Here is a 26,994-nt window from a genome sequence, read left to right as displayed (position 1 = left end):
GTCCCAGACCCTCGAACAACTCCAGATGAACCTCAGCAGCAGCATGGTGGTGGGCGCCCGCAACTGGCGCAAAATCTGCCAGACCACGCTGGTGAGCTACGGTATTTCCGAAGCCTGCGCCGTGCCGCTCTTGATGATCGGGCGTCTGGGCGACGGTGTGCATCAGGTCAAGGTGGCCCAGGCGTCCGGGATGGAAAGCCCGTCGCTGGTGCGCCTGCTCGACCAACTGTGTGCGGGCGGCTACGTGTGCCGGACCGAAGACGTGCATGACCGCCGCGCCAAGGCCTTGAGCCTCACCGAGCGAGGCCGCGAGCTGGTGCAAGCGGTGGAGGTGCAGCTGGTGCGCCTGCGCAAGGAAGTCCTGGCCGACATCGCGTCCACCGATCTGGAGGCTGCGCTGCGGGTGTTGCGCGCCTTTGAGGCGGCCTCGCTTTGAACGGATTCTTTACCGGTTTTCCGCCAGCACGCGACTGGTTCTACGGGGTACGCACGTTCGCCGCGTCGATGATCGCGTTGTACATCGCCATGCTCATGCAAATGCCACGGCCGTACTGGGCGATGGCCACGGTGTACATCGTTTCCAGCCCCTTTGTCGGGCCTACCAGTTCCAAAGCCTTGTACCGCGCCATCGGTACGTTCATGGGCGCGGCGGCGGCGGTGTTTTTTGTGCCGATGTTCGTGCAGTCGCCCTATGTGCTGGTGGTGGTGATTGCCTTGTGGACGGGCATCCTGTTGTTCCTCTCCATGCACCTGCGCACCGCGAACAACTACGCGCTAATGCTGGCCGGCTACACTTTGCCGCTGATCGCCTTGCCGGTGGTGGATAACCCCCTCGCCGTGTGGGACGTGGCTGAAGCGCGCACCGAAGAAATCTTCCTCGGCATCGCCGTGGCCGCGGTGGTGGGCGCAATGTTTTGGCCGCGGCGCCTGGCGCCGGTGTTCGACGGTTCGGTGAGCAAGTGGTTTGCTGATGCGCAGGTCTACAGCCAGCGCTTTCTGACGCGCAACGTGGAGCCCGAGGAAGTCAGCAACCTGCGCGGCGGCATGGTCGCCACCTTCAATACCCTTGAACTGATGATCGGCCAACTGCCCCACGAAGGCGCGCGGCCGCAGACGGTGCGCAATACCAAGGAACTGCGTGGGCGCATGATCCACCTGCTGCCCGTGGTGGAAGAACTCGACGACGCGCTGTACGCCATCGAGCACCGTGCGCCGGAGTTTCTCGACCGCCTCACGCCGTTGCTGGAAGCAGCGAATCAGTGGCTGGAAAGCACCACCGAAAACGCCACGCTGGACAGCTGGCGCACTCTGCGTGATCAGATCGACGCCCAGCAACCGACCGGTGAAGCGTTGGACGATCGCCACACCCTGCTGTTCTCCAACGCGCTGTATCGCCTCGCCGAATGGGTTGATCTGTGGCAAGACTGCCGCAGCCTGCAAGCCGCCATCCAGTGCGAAAGCCAGGACACGTGGCGCGCCGTGTACCGCCACTGGCGCCTGGGCCGACTCACGCCGTTCCTCGACCGTGGCTTGATGTTTTACTCGGCGTTTTCCACCGTCAGCGCGATCATCGTGGCCTCGGTGCTGTGGATCCTGCTGGGCTGGACCGACGGCGGCAGCGCGGTGATCCTGGCCGCCGTAGCCTGCAGCTTCTTCGCCTCAATGGACGACCCCGCGCCGCAGATCTACCGGTTCTTTTTCTGGACCGCAATGTCGGTGTTGTTCGCCAGCCTCTACCTGTTCCTGGTGCTACCCAACCTGCACGACTTCCCGATGCTGGTGCTGGCGTTTGCCGTGCCCTTTATTTGCATCGGCACACTCACCGTACAACCGCGTTTCTACCTGGGCATGCTGCTGACGCTGGTGAACACCTCGTCGTTCATCAGCATCCAGGGCGCCTATGACGCCGACTTTCTCAACTTCGCCAACGTCAACCTGGCCGGGCCTGTGGGGCTGCTGTTCGCCTTTGTGTGGACGTTGATCGCACGGCCCTTTGGCGCCGAGCTGGCGGCCAAGCGCCTGACCCGTTTCAGCTGGCGCGACATTGTCGGCATGACCGAGCCTGCGACCCTGGCCGAACACCGCCACATGGCCGCGCAAATGCTCGACCGGCTGATGCAGCACCTGCCGCGCCTGGCCCTGACCAACCAGGACACCGGTATCGCCCTGCGTGACCTGCGTGTGGCGCTGAACCTGCTCGACCTGCTGGCCTATTCGCCGCGCATCCTCGGCGTGCCACGGGTGCTGCTCAACCAAGTGGTTGAAGGTGTGGGCGGCTATTTCAAGGCGTGCCTGAAAGCCGGTGAACGCCTGCCTGCGCCCAGCGGTCTGCTGATGACCCTGGACCGCACGCGCCGCGCCCTCAACGGCCAGGGCCTGCAAGACGAAGACGACACCCGCGTGCACTTGCTGCATGCGCTGGCCGGCCTGCGCCTGGCGTTGTTGCCGGGGGTGGAATTCATTGGCGGCACCGAGATGGAAGCGCCGCTACCTGATGGAGCGCCTTTATGATCGGTGATCTGGATATCAGCGGGGTGTTCCTGCCCACGCTGCTGGTGCTGATGGGCATTACGTATGTGTTGTTCCTGGTGGTGCACGGGTTGTTGACCCGCGTCCACTTCTATCGCCTGGTCTGGCACCGGGCATTGTTCAATGTGGGGCTCTACGCGCTGTTGCTGGGCGCCGTGGACTCACTCAGTCGATACCTGATGACATGAAAAAACCTTTTTTAACCATCGGCCGTGTAGTCCTGACGTTGTTGATCGTGACCTTTGCGGTCGTCGTCGTGTGGCGCATGGTGATGTACTACATGTTTGCGCCGTGGACCCGTGACGGGCACATCCGTGCCGACATCGTGCAGATCGCCCCGGACGTGTCCGGGTTGATCCAGCAGGTGCAAGTGCGCGACAACCAACTGGTGACCAAGGGCCAGGTGCTGTTTGCCGTGGACCAGGACCGCTTCAAACTCGCCCTGCGCCAGGCCCAGGCCGCCGTGGCCGACCGCCAGGAAACCCTGGCCCAGGCCCAGCGCGAGTACAAGCGTAACCGTGGCCTGGGCAACCTGGTGCCGAGCGAGCAACTGGAAGAAAGCCAGTCCCGCGTGGCGCGCGCTCAATCGGCCCTGGCCGAAGCGCAAGTGACGGTGGACGCCGCCCAGCTCAACCTCGACCGCTCGGTGATCCGCAGCCCGGTGGACGGCTACGTCAACGACCGCGCACCACGTACACAAGAGTTCGTTACAGCCGGGCGCCCGGTGCTGTCCGTGGTGGACAGTAACTCCTTCCACATCGATGGTTACTTCGAAGAGACCAAGCTCGACGGCATCCACGTCGGCATGGGCGTGGATATCCGCGTGATCGGCGACAACGCCCGCCTGCGTGGCCACGTGCAGAGCATCGTCGCCGGCATCGAAGACCGCGACCGCACCAGCGGCTCCAACCTGCTGCCCAACGTCAACCCGGCGTTCAGCTGGGTGCGCCTGGCCCAGCGGATTCCGGTGCGCATCGCCTTTGATGATGTGCCCGCGGACTTTCGCATGATCGCCGGGCGCACGGCGACCGTGTCGATCATCGCCGACACGGCCAAAGACGGAGACAAGCCATGAAGCAGCTCCTGGCAACCGCTGCCTTAGGGTTGTTGCTGTCGGCCTGCCAAATGGTAGGGCCGGATTACAAGCTGCCGGACACAGCCGCCGTCAACCGGGGCGACCTGCAAGGGCAGATCGCGGGCGAAGGGCACAACGTGGTGTCGGCGCCGGTGCCGGCCGACTGGTGGAAGCTCTACAACGACCCGCGCCTGGATGAGCTGGTGCGCCAGGCCATGGCGTCCAACACAGACCTGCGCGTGGCCGCCGCCAACCTGCAACGCTCGCGTTACCAAGTGCAGCAGGCTGAATCCGCTGGCGGCTGGAATGCGGGTGTGAAAGCCGAAGCGCAACGCCTGCAGGAATCCGGCGAAGCGTTCTTGCTGACAGAAAAAGTCCCGGTGGCCAACATCGGCAGTGTCGGGATCAGCACCTCGTATCAGTTCGACCTGTGGGGCACCTTGCAGCGCGGTATCGAAAGCGCCCAGGCCAGCGCCGACGCCGCCCAGGCCGCCGCCGATATCGCACGCATCACGCTGGTGGCGGATGTGGTGCGCTCCTACACCCAGGTGTGCGCGGCCAATGAAGAACTGGCGATCGCCAACGAATCCCTGGACCTGCAAGCCCAGAGCACCAAGCTGACCCAGCGCCTGCGCGACGCCGGGCGCGGTGATGAAACCCAGGTGACCCGCTCGCAGACCCAATACAAATCCTTGCGCGCCGATATGCCGCGCTACGAAGCCGCGCGCCAGGCCGGGCTGTTCCGCCTGTCGATGCTGCTGGCCAAGCCGGTGGACCAACTGCCGGCTGGCACCGGCACATGCGCCGAGCTGCCGCACATCGCCCAGTTGTTGCCGGTGGGCGATGGCGCCGCGCTGCTCAAGCGCCGTCCTGATGTGCGCCAGGCGGAGCGCCAACTGGCGGCCGCCACCGCACGTATCGGCGTGGCCACGGGGGCGTTGTATCCGGATATCAGCATCGGCGCCACCGTCGGTACGGTCGGTATCCTCGATGACCTGGGCACTGCGCCCACCAACCGTTGGGGGTTTGGCCCGCTGATCAGTTGGTCGGTGCCGACCAACGGCGCGCGGGCGCGCATTCATGAAGCGGAGGCCGCCACCCAGGGCGCCCTGGCGCACTTCGACGGCGTGGTGCTCAACGCCATCCGCGAAACCCAGACAGGCCTGGCGCAGTACACCGCACAGCTGCAACGCCGTGACGCCCTGGCCGATGCCGGCGAGTCGGCCAAGGAAGCGTCGGAGCAGACGCACCGCTTCTTCCAGGCGGGCCGCGCATCGTTCCTGGCCGACCTGCAAGCCACTCGCACCTACACCGATGTACGGGCGCAGTTGGCGGCGGCAAACACCCAGGTTGCCATGAGCCAGATCGATCTGTTCCTGGCCCTCGGCGGCGGCTGGGAAAGCGGACGAACGCAAGCGTCACAGCCCGGCAAACCCTGAACGAAACGCTATGCTTTGTCAGGTGAGGCGCCGTGACGCTTCACCTGACACTGCTCGCGTTTGCTCATGGGGATTCCAATAATGAAAAACCCTTATGCTCCCGCTTTCTGGTGCGTGTTCTTCGCACTGGTGTTGTTATCGGCTGCCTATTTCTACGGCGTCATGCTGGCCCACCAAATCGACAAGGCCATGGTGTTTCTCGACAGCGCCTGCGCGGTGATCGGCACCTTGTCCATCGGCGTGGTGGCGTGGGCGTCGTATCAGAACCAACGCGTGAAGAAAAAACTCCTCGAGCAAGGCAAGACCCGCGTGGCGATCTGGGACACCAAAGTCGCCCTGCGCCGGGTCGAAACCGTGTTCGATCGCTATTTCTGGGGCAGCTATTGGCAACCTGGGCGCACCTTCCAGGAAGTCATGGGCGAACTCACTGGCACTCCCCTGGAAAAAAGCCTCGAAGCGCTGAAGAAGCAATGTGTGGTGCTCGACCAGCAGGTCGCCGATGGCCGGCATTGGCTGAACAATGCGCGGGAATTGTCCGATGTGGCCAACCAGATGGCGCGCGAACGCTACCAACTGGACTTCTGTGATCCCAAGGCCGACACCCCAGGCAATGCGGTGATCCACCGCGAGTTTGAGGTGCTGGTGTACACCTGGACCGCCCGCTTGAAGAGTTTTGACCACCAACTCGATGAAATCGATTTGGAGTATTCCTGAACCAAGTGCCGACTTGATCGCTCTGAGAAAACTGGGCCGTGCGCGGCCGCCAGTGCTAATCTTCCCCCGTTTTCGGCGGGCTTGAGCCAACCCCTCGGGGTTCAAGGAAGACAGCCCACTTCTCACAGGATTTGATCAGGTCACTTCATGAATAAGCCAGCCGTTGTTTTCTTGGGTTTTGTTGTCGCCGTTGGCGCCGTCAGTGCAGGCGGTGCCTGGTACACCGGCAAGCAACTGGAGCCCGTGCTGCAAACCGCCATCCAGAACGCCAACAAGGAAATCCAGACGTCCCTGGCCGGCGTCGACGGCACGGCGACCCTTGAGCTGGTCTCCCTGGACCGTGGCGTATTCAGCAGCACCGCCCACTACCGCCTCAAGGGCCAAGGTTCGGTATTTGGTGAAGACAACCCGAACCCTGAACTGTTGTTCGTCGACCACATCGAACACGGCCCGCTGCCGTTTTCGCGCCTGGTGACCCTGAAGTGGTTGCCGGTCATGGCCACCAGTCACTACGAGCTGGAAAAGAACGCCACCACCGAGAAATGGTTCGCCGCCAGCAAAGACGTGTCGCCGCTCAAGGGCGTGGCCAGCATCGGCTACAACCGTTCGGTCACCGGCAACGTCGAGCTGCTGCCTCTGGAGCTCAAGGACGACAAGTCTTCGGTGAGCTTCTCTGGCGCCAACATGGACTTCGACAGCACCGCCGAAGGCCAGAAGGTCAAGGCCAGCGGCTACATGAACAGCCTCAAGGTGGCCGTGGTCGACGCCAACGGCGAACCGCTTGAAGCCGAACTGGCGGGTTTGACCGTGGCCAGCAACCTGGAGAAATCCACCTTCGGTTTCTACACCGGGCAGAACACCGTCGAGCTGACCGACACCAAGGTCACCTTCGGTCCTCAGAAAGCCGTGCTGACCCTCAAGGGCTTCGAGCAGAAAGACTCCAGCGAAACCAAAGACAACAACCTGGCTGGCCGCGTCGACTACAAGATCGACGAAATCGGTTACCAGGGTAAGCCTGTGGGCTCGGCCGCCATGGCCTTGAGCATGAAGAACGTCGACATCCCGGCGATGCTGGTACTGACCAAGCTCTACCAGGAAAAAATGCAGCCGGTGCAAGCCGCTGCCGCAGCGGGTGAACCGGTGCCTGAGCTGCAACTGAGCGAAGCCGAACAGACCCTGGCCGAGGCCAACGTCAACCAGGTGCTGGCCGCCAAGCCGCAGCTGGCGGTGGAAAACCTGTCGCTGAAAACCACCCATGGCGAAAGCAAGTTCAACCTGCTGGTCGACCTGACCAAACCAACGTCCATGGAGTTGCCACCGGTTGAGCTGGGCAAGCAGATGGTGGCGTTGCTGGACGCCAACCTGACCCTGTCCAAGCCGATGATTGCTGACGTTTCCGCCCTGCAGGCACAGGCCGGTGGCGTGACCGATCCGAAAGCCATCGAGCAGCAATCCCAGATGGCGGCCGAAATGGTCAGCGGTGTGGCGGTGGGTACTCAACTGGCAACCCTGGTCGGCACCGATGTGGTGTCCAAGCTGCACTACGCCAACAATGAAGTGACCTTCAATGGCCAGAAGATGACCGTCGAGCAGTTCATTGGTTTTGTGATGGCCAAGGTCGGTGCGGTCAGCGGCGCGCAGTAAACATTTCTACATCAAGCAGAAATAAATAGTGTGGGAGCGGGCTTGCTCGCGATAAGGGTCAAACAGTCGACACTCGTGTCGGCTGGCACCCCGTTATCGTAGGCAAGTGCGCTCCCACACTGGTTTTTTCGCAACAAAGACAATTCTGAACAATTGTTCTGAATTGGACTTTTCCCTACTTTCCTAATGGATAGTTCCTACAGGAAAGCTAGGTCGGGTCACTAGACGCCGACACCCTGATGCAAATTGCTCAGGACCACCTATCGTTACAGCTTTCCGTGTGTAAGGAAGCTCACGATATGCTGCGAAACCTACCACTCAGTGCTTCAGGCCGGTTGCGACTGCTCATCGGGGCAGCCCTGTGCAGCCAACTGCTGATGCCTGCTTTCGCCGTGGCCGACCCCGCTTATGACGCGCTGATCATTCAGGCGCGCAACGGCAACTTCACCCCCGCCCTCACTCAATTGCGCCAACTGCCTGCCGAACGCCAGACGCCGGGGCAGATCAGCGATCACCTGGTGATTGCCGGCTGGGCCGGGCAGGACGCCGAAGTGCTGAAGGTGTACGAGGCCCAGGGCAAGAATCGCAACTTGAGCACCCAGGCGCTCGCCACGGTTGCGCGCACCTATCGCAACCAGAAGCAGTGGGCCCAGGCGACGGCGGTCTACAATCAGGCGCTGTTGCGTGAACCCAATAACGTCGATCTGCAGTTGGGCCTGGCGCTCACCCAGGCCGATGGTGGCCAGGTCGACGAAGCCGTGCGGCGCACTCGCGCGCTGGTGGCGGCCAACCCGAACGATCCCAACCGGCGCATGGCGCTGGGCTACGCGTTGACGCGTGCGGGCCTGAACTACGATGCACTGGCCGAATTCGACCACGCCTTCGTGTTGGCCGGTGACAAGCCCGAAGTGATCCGCGAATACAGCGTGGCCCTGCAAAAGGCTCGCCTGCCAGAGCCAGCGCTGCGGCTGTCAGCCAAACACCCGGGCGTCCTCGACCCTGTGACCCAACGTCGCCTGGAAGGCGACCTGGCCGCCGAGCGCGTGCGCATGGCCGAGTTCGCCACGCGCAGCGAGCAAGAACGCTACGTGGTCGCCGACCGCGCCCTCAAGGACTACGACCAACTGCTCGCCCGCTGGACCCCGGACCCCAGCGCCCATGACGACGTGGTGCGCTGGCGCATCGACCGCCTGGGCGCACTCAAGGCACGGGCGCGCATGGCCGAAGTGATCCGCGAATACGAAACCCTCAAAGGCGAAGGCGTGCAATTGCCTACCTACGCCATCCGTTGGGTCGCCGCCGCTTACCTCGACCAGCGCGAGCCCGAAAAATCCGAGCCGCTGTACCGCCAGGCCCTGACCGCCCCGGACGCCGACCCGGCCGACCATGTCGAAGACAGCACTGCGCTGTTTTACGCGCTACTGGAAAGCGACAGGGTGGAAGACGCGCGTGAGGTCGCCAACAACCTGGCCAACAGCCAGAACCCGCGTGTGGAACTCAAGGGCCTGCCCATCGGCAACCCGAATGACAGTTGGATGGACGCGCAACAACTGGCCGCCCAGGCCGGCACCTATGGCGGTGACCTGCCGGGCAGTGAGACCGGGCTCGAAGCCCTGGTACAAAAAGCCCCGGGCAACGTTGGCTTGCGTCTGGCCCAGGCTGACATGTACCGCGCCCGCGACTGGCCGCGCCGCGCCGAAGGCAGCCTGAAGGAAACCGAAGCCCAGTCGCCACGTGACATTGGCCTGGAAGTGTCCCAGGCCTACACCGCCATGGACCTGCAGGAGTGGCGCCAGATGGACGCGCTCACCGATGACGTGCTGGCGCGCAACCCCGACAACCGTCAGGTGCAGCGCCTGAGCCGTCTGCGCGATGTGCACGACATGGCCGAGCTGCGTGTCGAGGCCTACACCGGCAAAAGCTTCGGCGGTGGCAACAACGGCGATGCCGGGGCCGTCTCGGGCAGCCGCGACTGGGGCATTGAAAGCCGGCTCTACACGCCGCCCATCGACGAAGACTGGCGCCTGTTCGCCGGTGCCGGCTATGCCCGTGCCGATTTTACCGAGGGCACCGGCCAGCATCGTTGGCAGACGGTAGGGGTGGAGCGGCGTACCCGTGACATGACCCTTGAAGCCGAGGTGTCCAACCACTCCTATGGTGATGGCTCCAAACAAGGCGCTGCGGTGTCGATTGCCCGCGACATCAACGACAACTGGCAATACGGCGGCAGCCTCGGCTACCTCCTGTCGACCACACCGCTGCGGGCGCTGAATGACGGCGTCACGGCCAATGGCGGCAGCGGTTTCATTCGCTGGCGCGCCAATGAAAGCCGCGAGTGGAAACTGTCCCTGAGCCCGTCCCACTTCAGCGACGGCAACAACCGGCTCGAAGCCTTGCTCAACGGTCGCGAGGGCATCTACAGCTCGTCCCATGTGCAAGTCGACCTGGGCCTGGAAGTGGGTGCCAGCCGCAACACCAAGGACGACACGGTGTACTTCAATCCCAAGTCGGACTTCACCGTGTTGCCTTCCGTCACGGTCAACCACGTGCTCTATCACCGCTATGAAACGCAGTGGAGCCAGCAGTTCCAGATCGGTGCAGGCACCTATACCCAGCGCGATTATTCCACCGGCGGCATTGGTTTGATTGGCTACGGCCAACGCTTTCGCTGGAACGACGTGCTGGACGTGGGCGCCAACCTCAGCCTGATCAGCCGACCTTACGACGGTGATCGCGAACGCGATCTGCGCCTGCTCGTCGACCTCAATTACCGTTTCTAGAAGAGCCTGACCATGACCGTCCTCAGCCGTTGCTTGTTGGTCCTGGGTGTATTGCTGGCCGGTGCCTGCGCCCAGCAACCCGCGCCCTATACTCCACCCGCCGAGCGCCCGGTGCCGCCGACCGAAGCGCCGTGGCCGAAAAACCATTTTCTGGGCATTGCCTACCATGACGTTGAAGACCGCGACCCCGACCAGGCGGTCGTGGCGGTGCGCACCGAGCGCCTGATTGACCAGTTGGCCTGGCTGCGCGAGAACGGTTACCAGCCGGTGTCGGTCGACCAGATCCTGGCCGCACGCAGCGGTGGCCCGGCATTGCCGCCCAAAGCCATCATGCTCAGCTTCGACGACGGTTACTCCAGCTTCTACACCCGGGTGATGCCGATCCTGCGGGCTTATCACTGGCCGGCCATCCTGGCCCCGGTGGGGTATTGGATCGACACGCCGCTGAACAAACCGGTGGATTTCGCCGGCACCCCACGGGCGCGCTCCGACTTCCTCACTTGGCAGCAGGTGAAGGAAATCTCCCAGTCGGGCCTGGTTGAAATCGCGGCCCACACCGACGCCAGCCACACCGGTATCCTGGCCAACCCCCAGGGCAACCTGGAGCCGGCCGCTGCCACGCGTCGCTATGATGCCGCCACCGGCAAGTACGAGACCGAAGCTCAGTTCCAGGCGCGGATGCGTGCCGACGTCACCGCGATCTCCAACAAATTGCGCGCGGTCACCGGCAAGGCGCCGCGTGTGTGGGTATGGCCTTACGGCGCGGCCGATGGCACTTCGTTGGCGGTAGTGGGCGAGCACGGTTACCAGATGGCCCTGACCCTGGATGACGGCCTCGACGACCTCGCCAACCTCAAGAGCAGCCCACGCTTCCTGGTGGCTTCCGACCCGGATGGCGAGCACTACGCCAATGCCATCGTCGGTGCCGAGACCAAGGCTTCGATGCGTGTGCTGCATGTGGACCTGGACAACGTCTACGACCCCGACCCGGCTCAGCAGGCCCGCAACCTCGACGCGTTGATCCAGCGCGTGGTGGACATGGGCGTCAGCACCGTGTTCCTGCAAGCCTTCGCCGACCCGAAAGGCGATGGCCTGGTGCATTCGCTGTATTTCCCCAACCGTCACCTGCCGGTGCGCCAGGACCTGTTCAACCGTGTGACCTGGCAACTGCGCACCCGTGGCCACGTCAACATCTATGCGTGGATGCCGGTGCTCAGTTTTGCCCTCGACCCTGCGCTGCCGCGTGTGACCCGGTGGGACCCGCAGACCGGCCAGGTCGGCCTCGACCCAGACCAGTACAAGCGCCTGTCACCGTTTGATCCGGCAGTGCGCCAGCAGATCGGCGAGATCTACGAAGACCTGGCCCGCAACACCGCGATCGACGGCATCCTGTTCCACGATGACGCGCTGTTCTCCGACTTCGAAGACGCCAGCCCTGCCGCGCTCAAGGCCTATGCGGCCAACGGCCTGCCGGGCAGCATTGCCGCGCTGCGCGCAGACCCGGCGGTGATGCAACGCTGGACGCGCTTCAAGAGCCGCTACCTGATCGACTTCACCCAGGAGCTGACCGGCAAGGTCCGCGCCATCCGTGGGCCGCAGGTGCAGACCGCGCGCAATATCTTCGCCGAGCCGATGCTCAACCCTGGCAGCGAAACCTGGTTCGCGCAGAACCTCGATGACTTCCTCCAGACCTACGACTGGACTGCGCCGATGGCCATGCCGTTGATGGAAGGCGAGAGCCTGAAAAACTCCAACGCCTGGCTGGAAAAACTGGTGGCCACGGTCAAGGCGCGTCCCGGCGCGTTGCAACGCACCGTATTTGAACTGCAAGCCAAAGACTGGCGGACCAAGGAAGCGCCAGACATCGACGCCGCACAGATGGCGGAATGGATGGGGGTACTCAAACGCCAGGGGGTCAGGAGTTTTGGCTACTACCCGGATAACTTCCTGGAAAATTCCCCGGACTTGAAGACAGTGCGTCCGGCCCTTTCCAATCAATGGAACCCTTGACCATGTTCGACAGAATCCTGGCTTTATTCGTGTTGGCGCTGGTGTTGGGCGTGCCCCTGGGCCTGATTTTCCTGGTCACCGGCCAGTTCCTGATGGACTTCGTGTTTTTCTACCCGTTGTTCATGTCGGCGCTGTGGATCGCTGGCGGCCTGTATTTCTGGCTGCACTGGGAACGTCACTGGCCGTGGAAAGAGGACACCCCGGCGCCGACCCTGGCTGGTGACCCGCTGATCTCGATCATCATCCCTTGCTACAACGAGGGCGATAACGCGGCGGAGACCATCCACGCCGCGCTGGACCAGCTGTACCCGAACATCGAGGTGATCGCGGTCAACGACGGCTCCAAGGACAACACCGCCGCCGTGCTCGATGCCCTCGCGCTGGAAAACCCGCGCCTGCGTGTGCTGCACCTGGCGCAGAACCAGGGCAAGGCCGTGGCCCTGCGCATGGGTGCCGTGGCGGCGCGCAGTGAGTACCTGGTGTGCATCGACGGTGATGCGTTGCTGGATAAAAACGCGGCGGCCTACATGGTGGCGCCGATGCTCGACAACCCGCGCCTGGGCGCCGTGACCGGTAACCCACGGATCCGCACACGTTCGACCTTGATCGGCCGGGTGCAGGTGGGCGAGTTCTCTTCGATCATTGGTTTGATCAAGCGTACCCAGCGGGTGTTCGGCCGGATCTTCACGGTGTCGGGTGTGGTGGTGGCGTTTCGCAAGAAGGCGCTGGACCGCATCGACTACTGGAGCACCGACATGATCACCGAGGACATCGATGTCAGTTGGAAGCTGCAGCTCGATCACTGGGCCATCTTCTATGAGCCGCGTGCCCTGTGCTGGATCCTGATGCCCGAGACCGTCGGCGGCCTGTGGAAACAGCGCTTGCGTTGGGCCCAGGGCGGCGCCGAAGTGCTGTTCAAGAACATCCGCGGTATCTGGCAATGGCGCCACCGCTACCTGTGGCCGCTGCTGTTCGAATACTGCCTGTCCACCGGCTGGGCGTTTACCTTCCTGCTGTCGGTGATCTTCTGGGCGGTGGGCAAATTCGTGGTGCTGCCACCGGCGATCGCCGTGGACTCCCTGGTGCCTCCGGCCTTCACCGGCCTGGTGCTGGCCATGGTGTGCCTGGTGCAGTTTGCGGTGAGCATCATGATTGACCGTCGCTACGAAAAGGATCTGTGGAAAACCCTGTTCTGGACCGTGTGGTACCCGATGGTGTTCTGGCTGGTCAGCTTGTTCACCACCCTGGTCAGTTTTCCCAAGGTGCTGTTCAACCAACACCAGAAACGTGCGCGCTGGGTCAGCCCGGATCGCGGTATTAAACCTGCCGAAGAGGAGGCCTGATCATGAAACTGGTCAGAACTCGCCAGAATCGATTGATGTGGCTGGTTGACGTCGTGTTGACCCTGCTCGCCTGGGCCGGGTTGATCTGGCTGCTGGCGCGCGGGATCACCGCCATGCTGGAAACTCACGGTGGCCCGCGCATCGAGGCGCCGATCTTTGCGGCGCTCAATACCCTGCAGGTCTACCTGTGGATTGCCTTGCTCAACGCACTGATCCTGATCACCTGGGCACGTTATCAACAGCGCCGTGGCCGCAAGTTCGCCCAGCGACGCGCCGAAGCCAACGCGCTCACCGACAAGACCCTGAGCGAGAGCTTCAAGCTGGGCGAGGGCGACCTCGAACAACTGCGCAGGCCGGGTGTGCTGGTGATCCACAACGACGAAGACGGCGGTGTGGAGGAAGTGAAGTCCCATGTGTCACGTGATGTGGAGCGGCCCGGGTTGACCCTGGTGCCGGGCCAGCAGAAAGACAAAGACATCGGCTGAACCCGCGCAAAGGGCTGTGGCGAACGGGGCAATCCCGCTCGCCACGCGAGTTCCCTGCCTATTCCCGATCAGATTTTGGAATTCCGATAAATGGGATCCAATTCACAAAACCTTCGCGAACTTTTCGCACTTTCCCGGTACTAACTTATCTCGGTGACAACTTGATGGCCAACTAATGGCCATTAACAGATTGTTTTCCGTATCGCTATCAAAACAGTCGCCGCTTGTCGGAATTAAAACTCCAGTTACAGGCGTCCTGTCTTTTTGATAAATTTTATTTGTTATTAATCAATGGCTTGAAGGTTTAATTAGTACGAATGTCCAACTAATCCGTTTTCTTGGATTCGTTGAAGTTCGATGTTAGTTTGCCGGCCCTTGATTTTCGATGGATCGAACATGTCTTTGTTACTGCCACGGACTCGGTATCTTCTGTGCACTTTCCTGCTCGCTTACATGAGTGTGAACAGCGCTGGGGCTGCGCCTACGCCGGGTGATCAGGACCTGATTCGTGAGCGGCAGAATCGCCTGCTCGAAGAGCAACGCCGGCGCCTCGAAGAGCTGCAGGACCTGCCCGGCAAGGACACCCGCTCCCAAGCCCCGGCGCTGCCTGCCGACACCCGTTGCTTCCCCATCAAAGACATCGAACTGCAAGGCGCCGACAGCCTGTCGGCCGCGGCCAAAGCGAGCCTGGTCAAACCCTACATCGGCCAATGCCTGGGCGTTTCGCAGCTCAATGAATTGCTCAAGGTCGTCACCGACTACTACATCGACAAGGGCCGCGTCACCAGCCGCGCCTATTTGCCCCAGCAGGACCTCTCCACCGGCCACCTGCGCGTGCTGGTGGTGGAGGGCAAGCTCGAAGGCATCAAGGGCGCCCAGGGCAGCAACGTGACCGACCGTGAGCTGGCGATGGCCTTTCCCGGCAAGGTCGGCGAGGCGCTGAACCTGCGTGAGGTCGAGCAACTGGTGGACCAGCTCAGCCGCTTGCCCTCCAAGCAGGCGCAGATGGAGCTGACCCCTGGCAGCCAGATCGGCGGCAGTGAAGTGCTGGTCAAGAGCGTGCCGCAAAAGCCTTGGCGCGCTAGCCTGTCGCGCAACAACGACGGCCAGCGCAGTACTGGCGAACAGCAATGGGGCGCGGGCCTGGAGTGGGACAGCCCGCTGGGCTTGGCGGATCAGTTGGTGCTGCGTGGCGGCCATGACGCCATCAGCGACCACCAGAAAACCTCGAAGAACAGCATGCTCTACTACAACCTGCCGTGGGGGTGGTGGAACTTCAGCTACGCCTACAGCGAGAGCGAATACCGCACGCCGGGCGCGGTCGATGACTTCAAGTACAAGCAATGGGGCGAAAGCCAGAACCACCAATTGCGCGCCGAACGCGTGGTGCACCGTGACGACGTGAGCAAGACCTCGGTCAACGTCGGCCTGACCCATCTGCGCACCAACAACTACATCAATGACACGCGCCTGGACGTGAGCAGCAACCGCCTCAGTGAGTTCCAGGTGGGCGTCAGCCACGGGCGCCGCATCGCCAGCGCGTTCGTCAACCTCGATGTGGGCATGCAGAACGGTATTGGCGCTTTCGATGCCCAGAGCAACACGCAGTTTCGCGATGGTTTCGGCAACCTCACGCCCACCACGCACTACCGCAAATACACCGCCACCGTCAGTTACCTGCAACCGTTCGCCTTGTGGGGCGAGTCGTTCACCTTCACCAGCCTGGCCACCGGGCAACGCAGTGAAGACGTGTTGTACGCGCCGCAACGCATGAGCCTCGGCGGTTCGTATTCGGTGCGCGGGTTCAAGGACCAGCAACTGACCGGTGACAGCGGCGGCTACTGGCGCAACGACCTGCGCTGGACCCGCCCAGTGAACGTCGCCTGGCTGCGCCCGGCGTTCCTCGAATACGGCGCCGGCGTCGGCTACGACCAGGGCGTGATCCGCAACGACCGTTACAACGACACCCAGCATGGCCGGGTGTCGAGCAACTCCGTGGAGTTGTTTGCGCGGGGCAAATACGTCAGCACCAGCGTGACGTTTGCCCATTCCCTGGAGCGACCTGGCGTGATGACCGAGCGCGAAGCGCCGATCTATTTGCGCCTGGATGTCTTCCTGTAATTCAACGCCCGCCGCCTTGAGATTTAAGAATATGGATGTTCGCCCCGCTTCTGCCCTGAAAAGCCTGTCCCAACGCGGCCTGGCTCTGATCCTGGCCAATGCGCTGTTCTGGCAGCCACTGCTGGCCCAGGCCGACGGCATCGTGGTCAGCGGCCCTGGTACCACCGTGGGCCAGGCGGGCAACGGCGTGCCGGTGGTGAACATCGCCACGCCCAATGGCAGTGGCTTGTCCCACAACCAGTTCAAGGACTACAACGTCGGCCCCAATGGCGTGATCCTCAACAACGCCACCGGCATGGTGCAAAGCACGCAGCTGGGCGGGATCATTGTGGGCAACCCGAACCTCAAGGGTGGTGCTGCGAACGTCATCCTCAACGAAGTCAATGGCGGCAGCCCCAGCCAACTGCGCGGCTACACTGAAGTGGCGGGCCAGTCGGCCAAGGTCATTGTCGCCAACCCCTACGGCATCACGTGCAACGGCTGCGGTTTCATCAACACCCCCAACGTCACCCTGACCACCGGCAAGCCGATCATCGACAAGGCCGGCCGCCTGGACCATTACCAGGTGGACGGTGGCGCAGTGACCATCGACGGCAAGGGCTTGAACGCGAGCAACGTCGACCGCTTCGAGATCATCACCCGTTCGGCCAAGATCAATGCGCAGATCAACGCACGTCAGCTCACGGTGATCGCCGGGCGCAATGACGTCGATGCCCAAAGCCTGAAAACCACCACCCGTGCCGATGACGGCAGCGCCAAGCCGGAACTGGCCATCGACTCGTCGGCCCTGGGCGGCATGTACGCGGGCGCGATCAAGCTGGTGGGCACCGAAGCCGGTGTGGGCGTGAAACTCGATGGCACGCTCGCCGCCAGTGGCGGCGACATCCAGCTCGACGCCAACGGTCACCTGAGCATGGCCCAGGCCGCCTCCAGCGGCGCAGTGGACATCAAGGCCGCCAGCCTCGACGCCCAAGGCCCGATCTACGCCGGCACCACGCTCAAGGCACAGACCAAGGGCGAGCTGAAAAACCGCAAGACCCTCGCTGCACGCGACAGCATCACCCTGGCCAGCAACGGCCAATTGACCAACAACGGCATCATCGAGGCTGGCGTCAACGCCGATAACACCCGCAACGCCGGTGGCGACGTGAAGCTCGACAGCCAGCACCTCACCAACACCGGCACGGTGATCGCCAACCGCAACCTCACCGCCAACGCCGCGCAAACTCTAACCAACCAAGGCGGTACCTTGAGTGCCAAGCAGGCCTTGAAGGCCACCGCCGATACGGTCGACAACCAGAACAAAGGTCGACTGCTCAGTGACAACACCCTGAGCGTCACCAGTGCGCAGCTCAACAACAGCCATGAAGGCGTGATTTCCAGCGACGGCGCGCAAACACTCACCGTCAGCGGTGTGCTGGACAACAGCCAGGGCGGCTCCATCGACAGCACCGGCGCCTTCGAACTGCACGGCAATACCCTGGACAACAGCGCCGGCAGCCTCACTGGCGCCAGCACCATCACCCTGGATCTGCTCGGCAACCTGATCAACCAGAACGCCAAGCTGGCAAGTGCCGGCGCATTGCTGATCAAGCACGCCGATCACATCGACAATCAGGGCGGCAAGCTCACCAGCCAGGGCCTGCTGACCCTGTTCGCCAACAGCGTCGATAACAGCAACAACGGCACCCTGGCCGCCAACGATGGCTTGGCCCTGACGGTGGGCGGCCTGTTGCAAAACGGTGGCAATGGCCTGATCCACAGTGAAAAGGCTGGCGTCAACTTGACCGTCGGCACGTTGGAAAACGACGGCGGACGGATCACCGCCAAAGCCGGGGATGCTGTGGTTGATGCCACCGCGTTCAACAACGGCGGCGGCTATCTGTTTGCCCGCGACCGCGTGCGCCTGGGCGGCATGAATGTCGATAACGGTGGCGAGATCGCCGGCAATCAGATCGACGTCAGCCTGCACGGCGCCCTGACCAACCGTGGTTTGATCGAAAGCGCCACGACCCTCGACGTCGACGCCACCAGCCTGGACAACAGTGGCCAGATGCGCGCGCTGGGCGCCACGGGCAAGACCCGCTACGCCATCGGCGGCTTGCTGGCCAACAGCGGCAAACTCGAAACCGCCAACAACGAGTTGAGCCTCGCCGCGGGCACGTTCAACAACGTCGGCGGCAGCGTGCTGCACGTGGGTAAGGGCACGCTCGACCTTAGCGGCATCAGCCTCGACGACGTGGGCGGCAGCCTGGTGACCCAGGGTGACCTGACCCTCGACAAAGCCAGCTGGACCAACAGCACTGCGATCCAGGCCGGGCAGTTGACCGTCAACGTCGGCAACCTGCAGCAGACCGCTACCGGCAAATTGCTCGGCACCCGCGCGTTGGTCGGCAACGGCCAGGACTGGACCCTGGCAGGCACCGTGGCCAGCCAGGGCACACTCGACCTGAACGTTGGCAGCCTGCTCAATGACCATGGCCTGGTCTTCAGCGGGGGTGACATGAGCCTGCGCGTTGACCGCCTGAAAAACATCGCCGCCGATATCTACGCCATGGGCAACCTGCGCATTGACCGCGACGGTCAGGGTGGATTGGCCAGCAGCATCATCAACAGCTCCTCCACGATCCAGGCCGACGGTAATCTGAGCCTGGCCGCCGGTTCGATCCAGAACATCCGTACCGTGCTCACCACCGAGTCCGGTATCTACAGCGCTTCGATCACCCCTACGCCTTGCATCGAAGGCGTGACCGGTGGCGACTGCGACGGCGGCAAGCAGAACCGTCCGTTCCTGATTACTCAGCGCGATCGCTTCATCGTCAGCGATGCGACGGCGGGCTCCGCCATCACCTCGGGCGGCAACCTGTTGCTCACCGGCGGCGAGTTGCTCAACAGCAGCAGTAGCATTGCGGCGGGGGGCAACCTGACGGCCGCGGTCAACCAACTGACCAACGTCGGCGTCGTGACCCATGACACCGAATACCAACGCATCTTCACCTCTGAACGTGAGCGCAACCCAGACGGCTGGTACCGCGCAGCGGCGGCCTTTACCCAGCAATATTCGGCAGGCGGCGCGAAGTACGATCCGAAGAACCTTGGCGGCCTGGAGGCGGCCATGGCGTCGTTCATTGGCCAGATGGAAAGCGAACAGACCGGGCTGCGCAAAACCACCGAGTTGAGCACGCCTGACCAACGTTACGGCGCAGTGATCCAGGCCGGTGGTGCGGTGGATGTGAAGGCCCAGGCCGGCATCGACAACAGCGTGGTCCACGGTGGCTACACCTACGTCGGCAGCGGTGCGACGACCGGCGGCGCGGCGGGCTACTCGACGCAGATCAACCTCAACGCGCAATTACCGGCTGACGTGGCCCAGCAGCAGGTCAATCCGCTTGGCCTGCCAGGATTCAACCTGCCCACCGGGCAAAACGGTTTGTTCCACCTCAACGATGGCAACGGCGTGAGTGGCCTGCCCACCAGCCAGTTCGCGGCCAACCCGCACAAATACCTGATCGAAACCAACCCGCTGCTCACCGACATGCGTCAGTTCATGAGTTCGGATTACATGCTGGCCAAGCTCGGCTATGACCCCGACACGGCGCAACGTCGCCTGGGCGATGGTTTCTACGAGCAACGCCTGATCCAGCAGGCGGTGCTCGCCCGTACCGGCCAGCGTTTCATCGACGGCCAGACCAGCGACGCCGACCTGTTCAAGCACCTGATGGACAACGCCATCAGCAGCAAGGACGCCCTTAACCTGTCGGTGGGCGTGAGCCTCACCGCCGAGCAAGTGGCGGCGCTGACCCACGATATCGTGTGGATGGAAAACGCCACGGTTGCCGGCCAGCAGGTCCTGGTACCGGTGCTCTACCTGGCCCAGGCCAACAACCGTCTGGCCCCCAACGGCGCGCTGATTACCGGCAATGACATCAGCCTGCTGGCGGGCAGCGACCTGACCAACGTCGGCACCCTGCGCGCCACGGGCAGCCTGTTGGCGAGTGCCGGGCGCGACATGAGCAACGCCGGCTTGATGGAAGCCGGTGGCCGCCTCGACCTGCTGGCTGGCAATACCTTGAGCAACCGGGCCGGTGGTGTGATCGCCGGGCATGAGGTCACTCTGGCCGCACGCGGCGACCTGCTCAACGAGCGCACGGTCACTACTCACCAGAGCGCCAGTGCTTACCGTGCCGAGCGTTCGGATTTCGCCGACAACGCCGCACGTATCGAATCGGCCAGTGCCCTGACCCTGCAAGCCGGCCGCAACATCAACAACGTCGGTGGCGCGCTCAGCAGCGGCACCGATACCACCACCCAGGCGGTGGGCGACGTAAATATCGTCGCCGCGCAAACCCAGAACAGCAGCGTGATCGGTACTCGCTCGCGCCAGGCCAGCATTACCCAGCAGGGGTCGGTCATCCAGGCTGGGCAGGACATGAAGGTGACGTCCGGGCAGGACGTGAATATCGCCGCCAGCCAGCTTGAAGCCAAGCGCGACGTGGCCGTCGTGGCCACCGGCAACCTCAATGTCATCAGCGCCGCCAACGAACAGCACTCGGCGTACAACTCGAAGAAGGTCAAGAGCATTGAGGACCACGTGCAGCAGGTGTCTTCCGTGCTCAAGGCCGGCGGTAACGCCAACCTGAGTGCCGGGCAAGACCTGCAACTGGTCGCGAGCCAAGTAAATGCTGGCAACGAAGCCTACCTGGTGGCGGGCAAGAACCTCAGCCTGCAGACCGCCGAAGATCACGACTACAGCTTCTTCAGCAAGACCAAGAAGACGTCCCAGGGCAAGTCATTCCGCCTCGACGAAACCGACGCGGTAAACAACGTCGGCAGCCTCGTCAGCGCGGGTACGCACAGCACTGTGGTAGCCGGTGAGAACCTGTTGCTGGCAGGCAGTGCCGTCACCGCTGAAAAAGGCACAACGCAATTGGTGGCCGGTGGGGATGTGAACATCCTGGCGGTGAGCAATTCCGACAGCGCCCGCCATGAACGCAAGGACAGTAAAAGCAGCTGGGGCGGGCTGAAATCAAGCAAGGTCGAGGACCAGGTCAACGAAAAACGCACCACCGCGATGGGCAGCATGGTCTCGGGTGAAACGGTCACTGTGGCCGCCCAGCGTGATGCGACCGTCACCGGTTCCTCCCTGGTCAGCACCGGCGACCTCGCTGTGCAAGCAGGCCGCGACCTGACCATCGATGCGGCGCAAAACACCTTTGCTCGCACCGATATGCACAAGGAAAAAAACCGCGACCTCACCGGTGTGTTGACCGGCAACAAGCTCGGTCTGGATGACCTTACCGGCAATCAGAAGCTGTACATCAACAGCTCGAAACACAACGGCACCGCCAATGAAATGACCTTGACCGGCAGCACCATTGGCTCAAGCGCAGGCAATGTGTCGCTGACGGCGGGGCGTGAGTTGTCGGTGGTGGCCAGTGACTTGGTGAGTACCAAGAGCATGGCGCTGACGGGCTCCAATGTGAACATTGTGGCGGGGGCTGAAACTGCTCGGAAAACGTCGCAGGACAGTTCCAGGAGCCTGGCGGTCGGCCGGGTGATCGGTGGCGCGGTGGTGGACACGGCGCGCAGCATTCGGGATGCGACCGAGGCGGCGAAGAGTGCCGATGACCCACGCCTCAAAGCGGTGAAAATCGCCCAGGCCGCCCTCGCCGCCTATAACCTCGGCGGCCAGGCCTCGGACGCCAATGACCAGAGCACTGGCTTCAAAGACAAGCAGGGCGGCAGCCCGAGCAATGGTTCGCTGATCAAGATCGGCACGGAACTGGCCAATAACCGCAGCAAGAACAGCAGCGAGTTCAACAGCGTCACGGCCAAGCAAAGCACGCTCAACGCAGGGGAAGAGCTGTCGGTGGTTGCCACGGGCACGGCTGCGGGGACTCAAGGCGATATCCAGATCACCGGCAGCGCCTTGAAAGCCGCCAATACGCTGTTGCTGGCGAAAAACACTGTGCTGATGCAGAGCGCGCAAAATACCGTGGATCGCAAGAACGAAGGGTCGAGCAACAAAACCGCGATTGGTGCCAGTTTCAACATTGGCGAGCAAAACGGTTTCACCCTGGACCTTGGGGCCCAAGGTGCCAAGAACAATGGCAACGGTAATTCCATCACCCAGGTCAACAGCACCCTCGACACCGGAAGTCTGCTGTTGCAAAGCGGTGGTGATACCACCCTCAAAGGTGCCCAGGTTCGTGCCGACAGCATCAAGGCGGATATTGGCGGCAACCTGAATATCATCTCGTTGCAGGACACCGAGTCCTCACGCAGCAAGCAAAGCAGTGGCGGCTTCGGTGCGAGTATTTGTATTCCACCGTTCTGCTATGGCTCCACCGTTGCGGGTTCTGTGAACCTTGCCGCCGCCAAGACGAACAGCGATTACAAGGGCGTGACCGATCAGAGTGGGCTGTTTGCGGGTGCAGGCGGCTACGACATCAATGTCGGCAAGACCACCACCTTGCAAGGTGCTGTCATTGCCAGTGAGGCGTCCGCTGATAAGAACCGGCTCAGCACTGATCGTCTGATCGTCAGCGATATCAAAAATGTCAGCGAGATCAAGAGCCAGTCAGCCGGTATTTCGGTGTCTTCAAGCAGTGCCGGTGGCGCCTCGATGGGCGGCAGTATTCCGCTGGCCCTCAAAGATGAAGAGCGTAGTCATACCCGCAGCGCAGTCAGCGAAGGCACGATTGTGGTTCGCAATCCGGAAGGCGCAAATGACCTGGTGGGCCTCAACCGCGATACCGCCAATGCCAATCAGAAACTCGACAGGCCGGATGAAAAGGCCATGCAGGAGCGCATTGACCTGATTCAAAGCTCGGCGCAATTGGCCAGCGGTGTGATCAGTGCAGTGGGCAAGGCGAAAGCGGATGAGGCCAAAGCCCTGGCCGATCGGGCGAAAGTCCAGACCGAGGCTGGCTCTGCGGATGCAGCGGCGACGACGCAAGCGGCCAACGCTGCTTACACCGAGGCACAACGCTGGCAGGTGGGAGGCGACAAGCGTCTGATGGCGGACATCGCGTCTGGCCTGATCGCCGCAGGCCTGGGTGGGGCGCCCGTGGGGACCAGCGTGGGTATCGTGGCCAACACCGCCTCCAGCGACATCTTCAACAAAATTGGCGATTACGCTCAGTCGCGTGCCAATGATCCCAAGTTGGATGCCGCCACCCGAGCGGCTTGGGCAGAAGGTGGTGCGGCGCGTGTGATGTTGCACGCGTTGGCCGGTGCCGCTATCGGGCTGTCCAGTGGCAACGTGCAAAGTGGCGCGCTGGGTGCGGGCGCCTCGGCGGCCTTGATGCCAAGCATTGCGGCGGCATTGGGCAAAAATGGCATCAAAGGGGCAGACCAGGATGCGTTGGCTGCGCTGGTGGCAGTGGGTGTGGGAGCAACGGTCGGCGGCGGTCGTGGATCGACGGGAGCGTTGGTTGCAGGAACTACGGCAGGTGCCGTCGACCAATACAATCGACAAGCACACCCCACCGAAGCGCGCCTCATACAAAAAGAGGCCGATAATCTGGCGGCGCAGGCCGGAATATCCCCGGCCGAAGCGGAACGGCGCATGGCCGCAGCGTTGGCGTTCTATACCGACAAAGGATGGGGCGCGACGATTGATAAAGCCGGTGAAAGCCAGTTCGATCCGCTGACCCTGAAGCATCTGGGCGAAGCGTTGGCACCGCTGGCGGCGATCTACGACAACAGTGCTTTGTACCCCGAAGGAACGCGCCGATCCTACAGCGGCGACGAAACCGTCAACCTGCTGAAGAACTTCAGTACCACGCATGCCAGCGAGTACAGAAACGGCAACATCAACATCAGCTACCTGGGCGACCCCGACACTTACAACAGCGCCGGGTTGGTGGACTATTACAAAGCCAATCTGGATTACCGGGACAAAGTCTCTGGAGGCAGCGCCCAAGGCAGTTCCGCGGGCATCGGGCGTAGCGTGCTGGAGGTGGCCCAAGGCATGAGCTCGCTGTTCAAGCTTGCCCTGGGCGGTAATTCGTTGGAGGAAGCCAACAAACTGATCAGTCCTTTTGTGGACCCGTCCACCGATATCATTAATGACTGGAGGACTCAGTACGGCGGCCAAGGTCTGGTGTTTGGTCTGCAGGGCAATGACTACGAGCAGTACGCAAGGAACACCAAGATCGGTGCCGATGTATTGCTGATGGGGTTGCCTGGCCCTGCAGGCAAGACAAGACAGTTGGAAAAGGTCGCGGAAGCGGCGAAGGCAGAAGGTAAACTGGCGCAACAGGTCCATGACCTTGAGCTGGCGTTGCCTCCGGAAAAGCCGACGGGCTACAGCGTTGCGTTTGAAACGGCCCTGGACCCGGCTGACTTCGGTCGCAGTCGAAATGTGCATTTCAACAGGTCCAATGCTGCGCTGGACAATGCAATGAAAATGGATTCGGCGTTTGCAGAAATGATGGAAACATTGATCCCTAACGTTCAGTCCTCGGTTGCGAAGGTCGGCGGCCGCGCGACGCCAGCGGGATGGACATGGGAGCATGCGTCGTCGTCGGTTGCTTTCAATCAGGAAGGCATCATGCGATTAGTCCCGAGCGCGCAGCACACGCCAGGCTCTCCCTGGTGGCGGGTTCTTCACCCTGATCCCGGCGCGGCGGGCGGCTATTCTGAATGGGCCATTCCACGGGGCGCCCCAAAAAATTAGGTAAAAACATGAATATTGCTGAACTGAATATCAATGTCGGGGGGCATGCGAGCCTGGGATTCAACGGCGAAGAGTCCTGCGTGCGTGCGGTTGAGAAGCGGCTTGGCCACTCGCTCCCACAAAGCTATCTTCACTTGATCCGCAGTGCCAACGGCGGACACCCCGAAGTCGGGACCTTTTTCCTGGATACTTCGACGGATTCCAGCGTCAGCGTCGATTGGTTTTATCCATTGGGGGCAGGCGGCGCCGAGAGTCTGGAAAAGGCGCTTGAGGATTGGTCTGAAGTGCTGGGTTCCTCGATGTTGCCATTCGGTCGTGATGGCGGGGGGAACGTGTTTTATATTTCGCTGGCTTCGCCGTCGGGCGCCGTTTGGTACTACTCACATGAAGGTACGGAGCGAATCTTACTGGCAGAGAGTTTCGAGGCGTTTTTGCAGCAATTGATCGTTCACCCGGATTTTATTTGAGAAGCGCTATGAATCGATACGAGGGCAAACCCTTTCTACGCCTGTTGGAGTGCTATGTGCTATCGGCCATTGATGAGCTGACAGACGAGCAAAAAACAGCCTTGAGTGCATTGGAACCCAAGCTGCACGAGCTGTATGGGGTGCAAGGCAACTGGTCTGAAGTGGTTGCGGCTCAAATGGATTTTCCTGAGTCGCTGGCGGGCAAGATCCGCGAAATATGGCGTGTGAACTCAGAGAAATTTGCCGCGGCGGGGGCACACATCAACGCTGAAGATTTTGCGAAAAACTTTGTGGACACCAATTTTCCTCCAGCGCCCTGATGGGCGTTGACCTGTCGATTATTGGAAGGCATGTGGCAAGCGGACGTAGCTGCCTGCCACACGTGTAGCGTTACAGCAACTTGCGTTGGACGGCTTCGTCCAGCGTGCTGCGTGTCAGCGCTTCGACCACTTCCCGGGTGTCGGCCTGGAATGGAATCGTCACGATCAATACCAGATGCATCCAGGTACGCACCGACTCGCTCTTCTTGACCCGGCCCAGCTCTTTGCCGTCCTTGTCCTTGAACACCGTTTCCAGGGTGAAGGTGTTCTTCGCCGTGGACGGGATGATGAAGAACGTCGCGCCGGTGATGATCGCCGAGGCCATGCTGAACTGTTCGTTGTTGTACAGGGTGGCTTCGGCGTAGATGTCCGAGTCCACCTTGTCGGTGCTCACCCGCGAAAAGCGGTTGGACTGGCGAAACGCGTCAGCCACAGCCTTTTCCCACAGAACAGTGTTCGCGCCAGCGGTCGCATTGCCCGGACCACCGTTGATCTGGTTCAGCGCTGTAGTGCGCACGAACGCGGTGGGTTTTTGTGCCGGTGCGTTGGCGGTTGGCGGCCAGGTCTGGACCGCAGGCAGTTCGTGTTGCGAGTAGGACACGCAACCGCTCAGCAATACGGCGGCGAGCACCAGGCTGTGCTTGATCAATCCTTTCATGGGTTATTCCTTGGGCAGCTTGGCGGTGGCGGAGTCGAGCAGTTGTGAGACCAGCTCATTGAGCTGTTTGGCACCCATGGTCGGTGCCCAGTATTCGCGACCATACAGGCCCACGTTGCGCTCGAACTTGACCTCTTCCTTGGCGCTCGCCAGCTCTTTGCCGTTGCGGTCGACGATCACCAGGTCGCCGGCCACGTCGAAGGTGTCGACGTAGATCGGGCCATTGACCCAGATCCATACGGTCAATGTCAGCAACGCTCCGGGGAAGTATCCAGGGTGCGGCCCTCGGTGGCCCTTGAGGGAGGTCATGTTGAACTTCAGCAGGACATCGTCTTCACCCAGGCGCGTAGGGTATTCGGTGACTTGCTTGAAATAGCCCGCCGTGCGCACGTACTGATTCAACTGTACGGTGAGTGAGCGGCTGATGGCCGTCTTGTTGGCGTCGTTGATGTCGGCGGCGGTGACGGCGACGTCGGCGATTTGCGCGCTGCGTGGGCTGCTGGTGGATGCCGGATGGAGCGGGGCGCCGACGGGGCCTGTGACGTTGTAGGACACGCAGCCGGTCATCGACAGCGCGGCGATCAGGGCGGTCGCCCGCAAGAAGGTTTTCAACACGCAATTTCCCTATTAATGAACGAGCCAAGTCATTGTCTCGACCTGCTCGTAGATAACTTGAGCGGGTATTTTTTATTTCTCAGAGGGGGCCTCCCACAGGTTTCGGACGGC

General features: G+C 62.1%; 17 protein-coding genes. 15 read left to right on the top strand and 2 right to left on the bottom strand.

Annotated elements, in window-relative coordinates; translation table 11 throughout:
* The first annotated feature begins 25 nt into the window (after nucleotides 1-25).
* The 15 genes from HX792_RS18600 to HX792_RS18530 all read left to right on the top strand — a co-directional run bounded on the left by HX792_RS18600 (nucleotide 26) and on the right by HX792_RS18530 (nucleotide 25,610).
* On the top strand, nucleotides 26-436 hold the full coding sequence (locus HX792_RS18600) for a MarR family winged helix-turn-helix transcriptional regulator (RefSeq protein ID WP_176997482.1): 411 nt from the start codon (nucleotides 26-28) through the stop codon (nucleotides 434-436).
* Nucleotides 433-2,511 carry an FUSC family protein gene (locus HX792_RS18595; protein WP_176997432.1) on the top strand — a complete coding sequence of 693 codons (2,079 nt, stop codon included), beginning with the start codon at nucleotides 433-435 and terminating at the stop codon, nucleotides 2,509-2,511. Before HX792_RS18600 ends, HX792_RS18595 begins: the two co-directional genes overlap by 4 nt.
* Nucleotides 2,508-2,717, top strand: a complete 210-nt coding sequence (locus HX792_RS18590; RefSeq protein ID WP_012721577.1) for a DUF1656 domain-containing protein — start codon at nucleotides 2,508-2,510, stop codon at nucleotides 2,715-2,717. Before HX792_RS18595 ends, HX792_RS18590 begins: the two co-directional genes overlap by 4 nt.
* Nucleotides 2,714-3,604: an efflux RND transporter periplasmic adaptor subunit gene (locus HX792_RS18585; protein WP_176997431.1), complete on the top strand. Its 891-nt coding sequence runs from the start codon at nucleotides 2,714-2,716 to the stop codon at nucleotides 3,602-3,604. Before HX792_RS18590 ends, HX792_RS18585 begins: the two co-directional genes overlap by 4 nt.
* Nucleotides 3,601-5,043: an efflux transporter outer membrane subunit gene (locus HX792_RS18580; RefSeq protein WP_176997430.1), complete on the top strand. Its 1,443-nt coding sequence runs from the start codon at nucleotides 3,601-3,603 to the stop codon at nucleotides 5,041-5,043. Before HX792_RS18585 ends, HX792_RS18580 begins: the two co-directional genes overlap by 4 nt.
* An 81-nt stretch (nucleotides 5,044-5,124) precedes the next feature.
* Complete coding sequence (locus tag HX792_RS18575; protein ID WP_176997429.1) at nucleotides 5,125-5,757, top strand: NADH:ubiquinone oxidoreductase subunit N; 633 nt, start codon at nucleotides 5,125-5,127, stop codon at nucleotides 5,755-5,757.
* 147 nt (nucleotides 5,758-5,904) lie between these two features.
* Nucleotides 5,905-7,401: a YdgA family protein gene (locus tag HX792_RS18570; protein WP_176997428.1), complete on the top strand. Its 1,497-nt coding sequence runs from the start codon at nucleotides 5,905-5,907 to the stop codon at nucleotides 7,399-7,401.
* Nucleotides 7,402-7,700: 299 nt separating this feature from the next.
* A complete protein-coding gene (pgaA, locus tag HX792_RS18565) occupies nucleotides 7,701-10,181 on the top strand; it encodes a poly-beta-1,6 N-acetyl-D-glucosamine export porin PgaA (protein ID WP_176997427.1) in 2,481 nt (826 codons plus the stop codon).
* Between the two features lie 12 nt (nucleotides 10,182-10,193).
* A complete protein-coding gene (pgaB, locus tag HX792_RS18560; RefSeq protein ID WP_176997426.1) occupies nucleotides 10,194-12,191 on the top strand; it encodes a poly-beta-1,6-N-acetyl-D-glucosamine N-deacetylase PgaB in 1,998 nt (665 codons plus the stop codon).
* Nucleotides 12,192-12,193: 2 nt separating this feature from the next.
* The gene (pgaC, locus tag HX792_RS18555) at nucleotides 12,194-13,534 is read left to right on the top strand and encodes a poly-beta-1,6-N-acetyl-D-glucosamine synthase (RefSeq protein WP_176997425.1); all 1,341 of its coding nucleotides are present in this window, start codon (nucleotides 12,194-12,196) and stop codon (nucleotides 13,532-13,534) included.
* Between the two features lie 2 nt (nucleotides 13,535-13,536).
* A complete protein-coding gene (gene pgaD / locus HX792_RS18550; RefSeq protein ID WP_176997424.1) occupies nucleotides 13,537-14,019 on the top strand; it encodes a poly-beta-1,6-N-acetyl-D-glucosamine biosynthesis protein PgaD in 483 nt (160 codons plus the stop codon).
* 396 nt (nucleotides 14,020-14,415) lie between these two features.
* A complete protein-coding gene (locus tag HX792_RS18545) occupies nucleotides 14,416-16,140 on the top strand; it encodes a ShlB/FhaC/HecB family hemolysin secretion/activation protein (RefSeq protein WP_176997423.1) in 1,725 nt (574 codons plus the stop codon).
* A gap of 31 nt (nucleotides 16,141-16,171) precedes the next feature.
* Nucleotides 16,172-24,823: a hemagglutinin repeat-containing protein gene (locus HX792_RS18540; protein ID WP_176997422.1), complete on the top strand. Its 8,652-nt coding sequence runs from the start codon at nucleotides 16,172-16,174 to the stop codon at nucleotides 24,821-24,823.
* Nucleotides 24,824-24,831: 8 nt separating this feature from the next.
* Nucleotides 24,832-25,290, top strand: a complete 459-nt coding sequence (locus tag HX792_RS18535) for an SMI1/KNR4 family protein (RefSeq protein ID WP_176997421.1) — start codon at nucleotides 24,832-24,834, stop codon at nucleotides 25,288-25,290.
* 8 nt (nucleotides 25,291-25,298) lie between these two features.
* Nucleotides 25,299-25,610 (top strand): hypothetical protein, encoded by a 312-nt coding sequence (locus HX792_RS18530; protein WP_176997420.1) that lies wholly within the window; start codon nucleotides 25,299-25,301, stop codon nucleotides 25,608-25,610.
* A 70-nt stretch (nucleotides 25,611-25,680) separates the two neighbouring features.
* On the opposite strand, the gene HX792_RS18525 is transcribed toward HX792_RS18530, so the two are convergent.
* Nucleotides 25,681-26,268, bottom strand: a complete 588-nt coding sequence (locus HX792_RS18525; RefSeq protein ID WP_176997419.1) for a hypothetical protein — start codon at nucleotides 26,266-26,268, stop codon at nucleotides 25,681-25,683.
* 3 nt (nucleotides 26,269-26,271) lie between these two features.
* The gene (locus HX792_RS18520; RefSeq protein ID WP_176997418.1) at nucleotides 26,272-26,883 is read right to left on the bottom strand and encodes a hypothetical protein; all 612 of its coding nucleotides are present in this window, start codon (nucleotides 26,881-26,883) and stop codon (nucleotides 26,272-26,274) included.
* Between the last annotated feature and the right edge of the window lie 111 nt (nucleotides 26,884-26,994).

It is taken from the genome of Pseudomonas sp. B6002 (assembly GCF_013385985.1).
Lineage (GTDB): Bacteria > Pseudomonadota > Gammaproteobacteria > Pseudomonadales > Pseudomonadaceae > Aquipseudomonas.
This window is presented reverse-complemented; position numbering and strand designations above follow the sequence as displayed.

Excerpts from the sequence above, each read along its gene's own strand:
- HX792_RS18600 (WP_176997482.1), top strand. The coding sequence starts at position 26 with ATGAACCTCAGCAGCAGCATGGTGGTGGGCGCCCGCAACTGGCGCAAA.
- HX792_RS18590 (WP_012721577.1), top strand. The coding sequence starts at position 2,508 with ATGATCGGTGATCTGGATATCAGCGGGGTGTTCCTGCCCACGCTGCTG.
- HX792_RS18585 (WP_176997431.1), top strand. The coding sequence starts at position 2,714 with ATGAAAAAACCTTTTTTAACCATCGGCCGTGTAGTCCTGACGTTGTTG.
- HX792_RS18580 (WP_176997430.1), top strand. The coding sequence starts at position 3,601 with ATGAAGCAGCTCCTGGCAACCGCTGCCTTAGGGTTGTTGCTGTCGGCC.
- HX792_RS18575 (WP_176997429.1), top strand. The coding sequence starts at position 5,125 with ATGAAAAACCCTTATGCTCCCGCTTTCTGGTGCGTGTTCTTCGCACTG.
- HX792_RS18570 (WP_176997428.1), top strand. The coding sequence starts at position 5,905 with ATGAATAAGCCAGCCGTTGTTTTCTTGGGTTTTGTTGTCGCCGTTGGC.
- pgaA (WP_176997427.1), top strand. The coding sequence starts at position 7,701 with ATGCTGCGAAACCTACCACTCAGTGCTTCAGGCCGGTTGCGACTGCTC.
- pgaB (WP_176997426.1), top strand. The coding sequence starts at position 10,194 with ATGACCGTCCTCAGCCGTTGCTTGTTGGTCCTGGGTGTATTGCTGGCC.
- pgaC (WP_176997425.1), top strand. The coding sequence starts at position 12,194 with ATGTTCGACAGAATCCTGGCTTTATTCGTGTTGGCGCTGGTGTTGGGC.
- pgaD (WP_176997424.1), top strand. The coding sequence starts at position 13,537 with ATGAAACTGGTCAGAACTCGCCAGAATCGATTGATGTGGCTGGTTGAC.
- HX792_RS18545 (WP_176997423.1), top strand. The coding sequence starts at position 14,416 with ATGTCTTTGTTACTGCCACGGACTCGGTATCTTCTGTGCACTTTCCTG.
- HX792_RS18540 (WP_176997422.1), top strand. The coding sequence starts at position 16,172 with ATGGATGTTCGCCCCGCTTCTGCCCTGAAAAGCCTGTCCCAACGCGGC.
- HX792_RS18535 (WP_176997421.1), top strand. The coding sequence starts at position 24,832 with ATGAATATTGCTGAACTGAATATCAATGTCGGGGGGCATGCGAGCCTG.
- HX792_RS18530 (WP_176997420.1), top strand. The coding sequence starts at position 25,299 with ATGAATCGATACGAGGGCAAACCCTTTCTACGCCTGTTGGAGTGCTAT.
- HX792_RS18525 (WP_176997419.1), bottom strand. The coding sequence starts at position 26,268 with ATGAAAGGATTGATCAAGCACAGCCTGGTGCTCGCCGCCGTATTGCTG.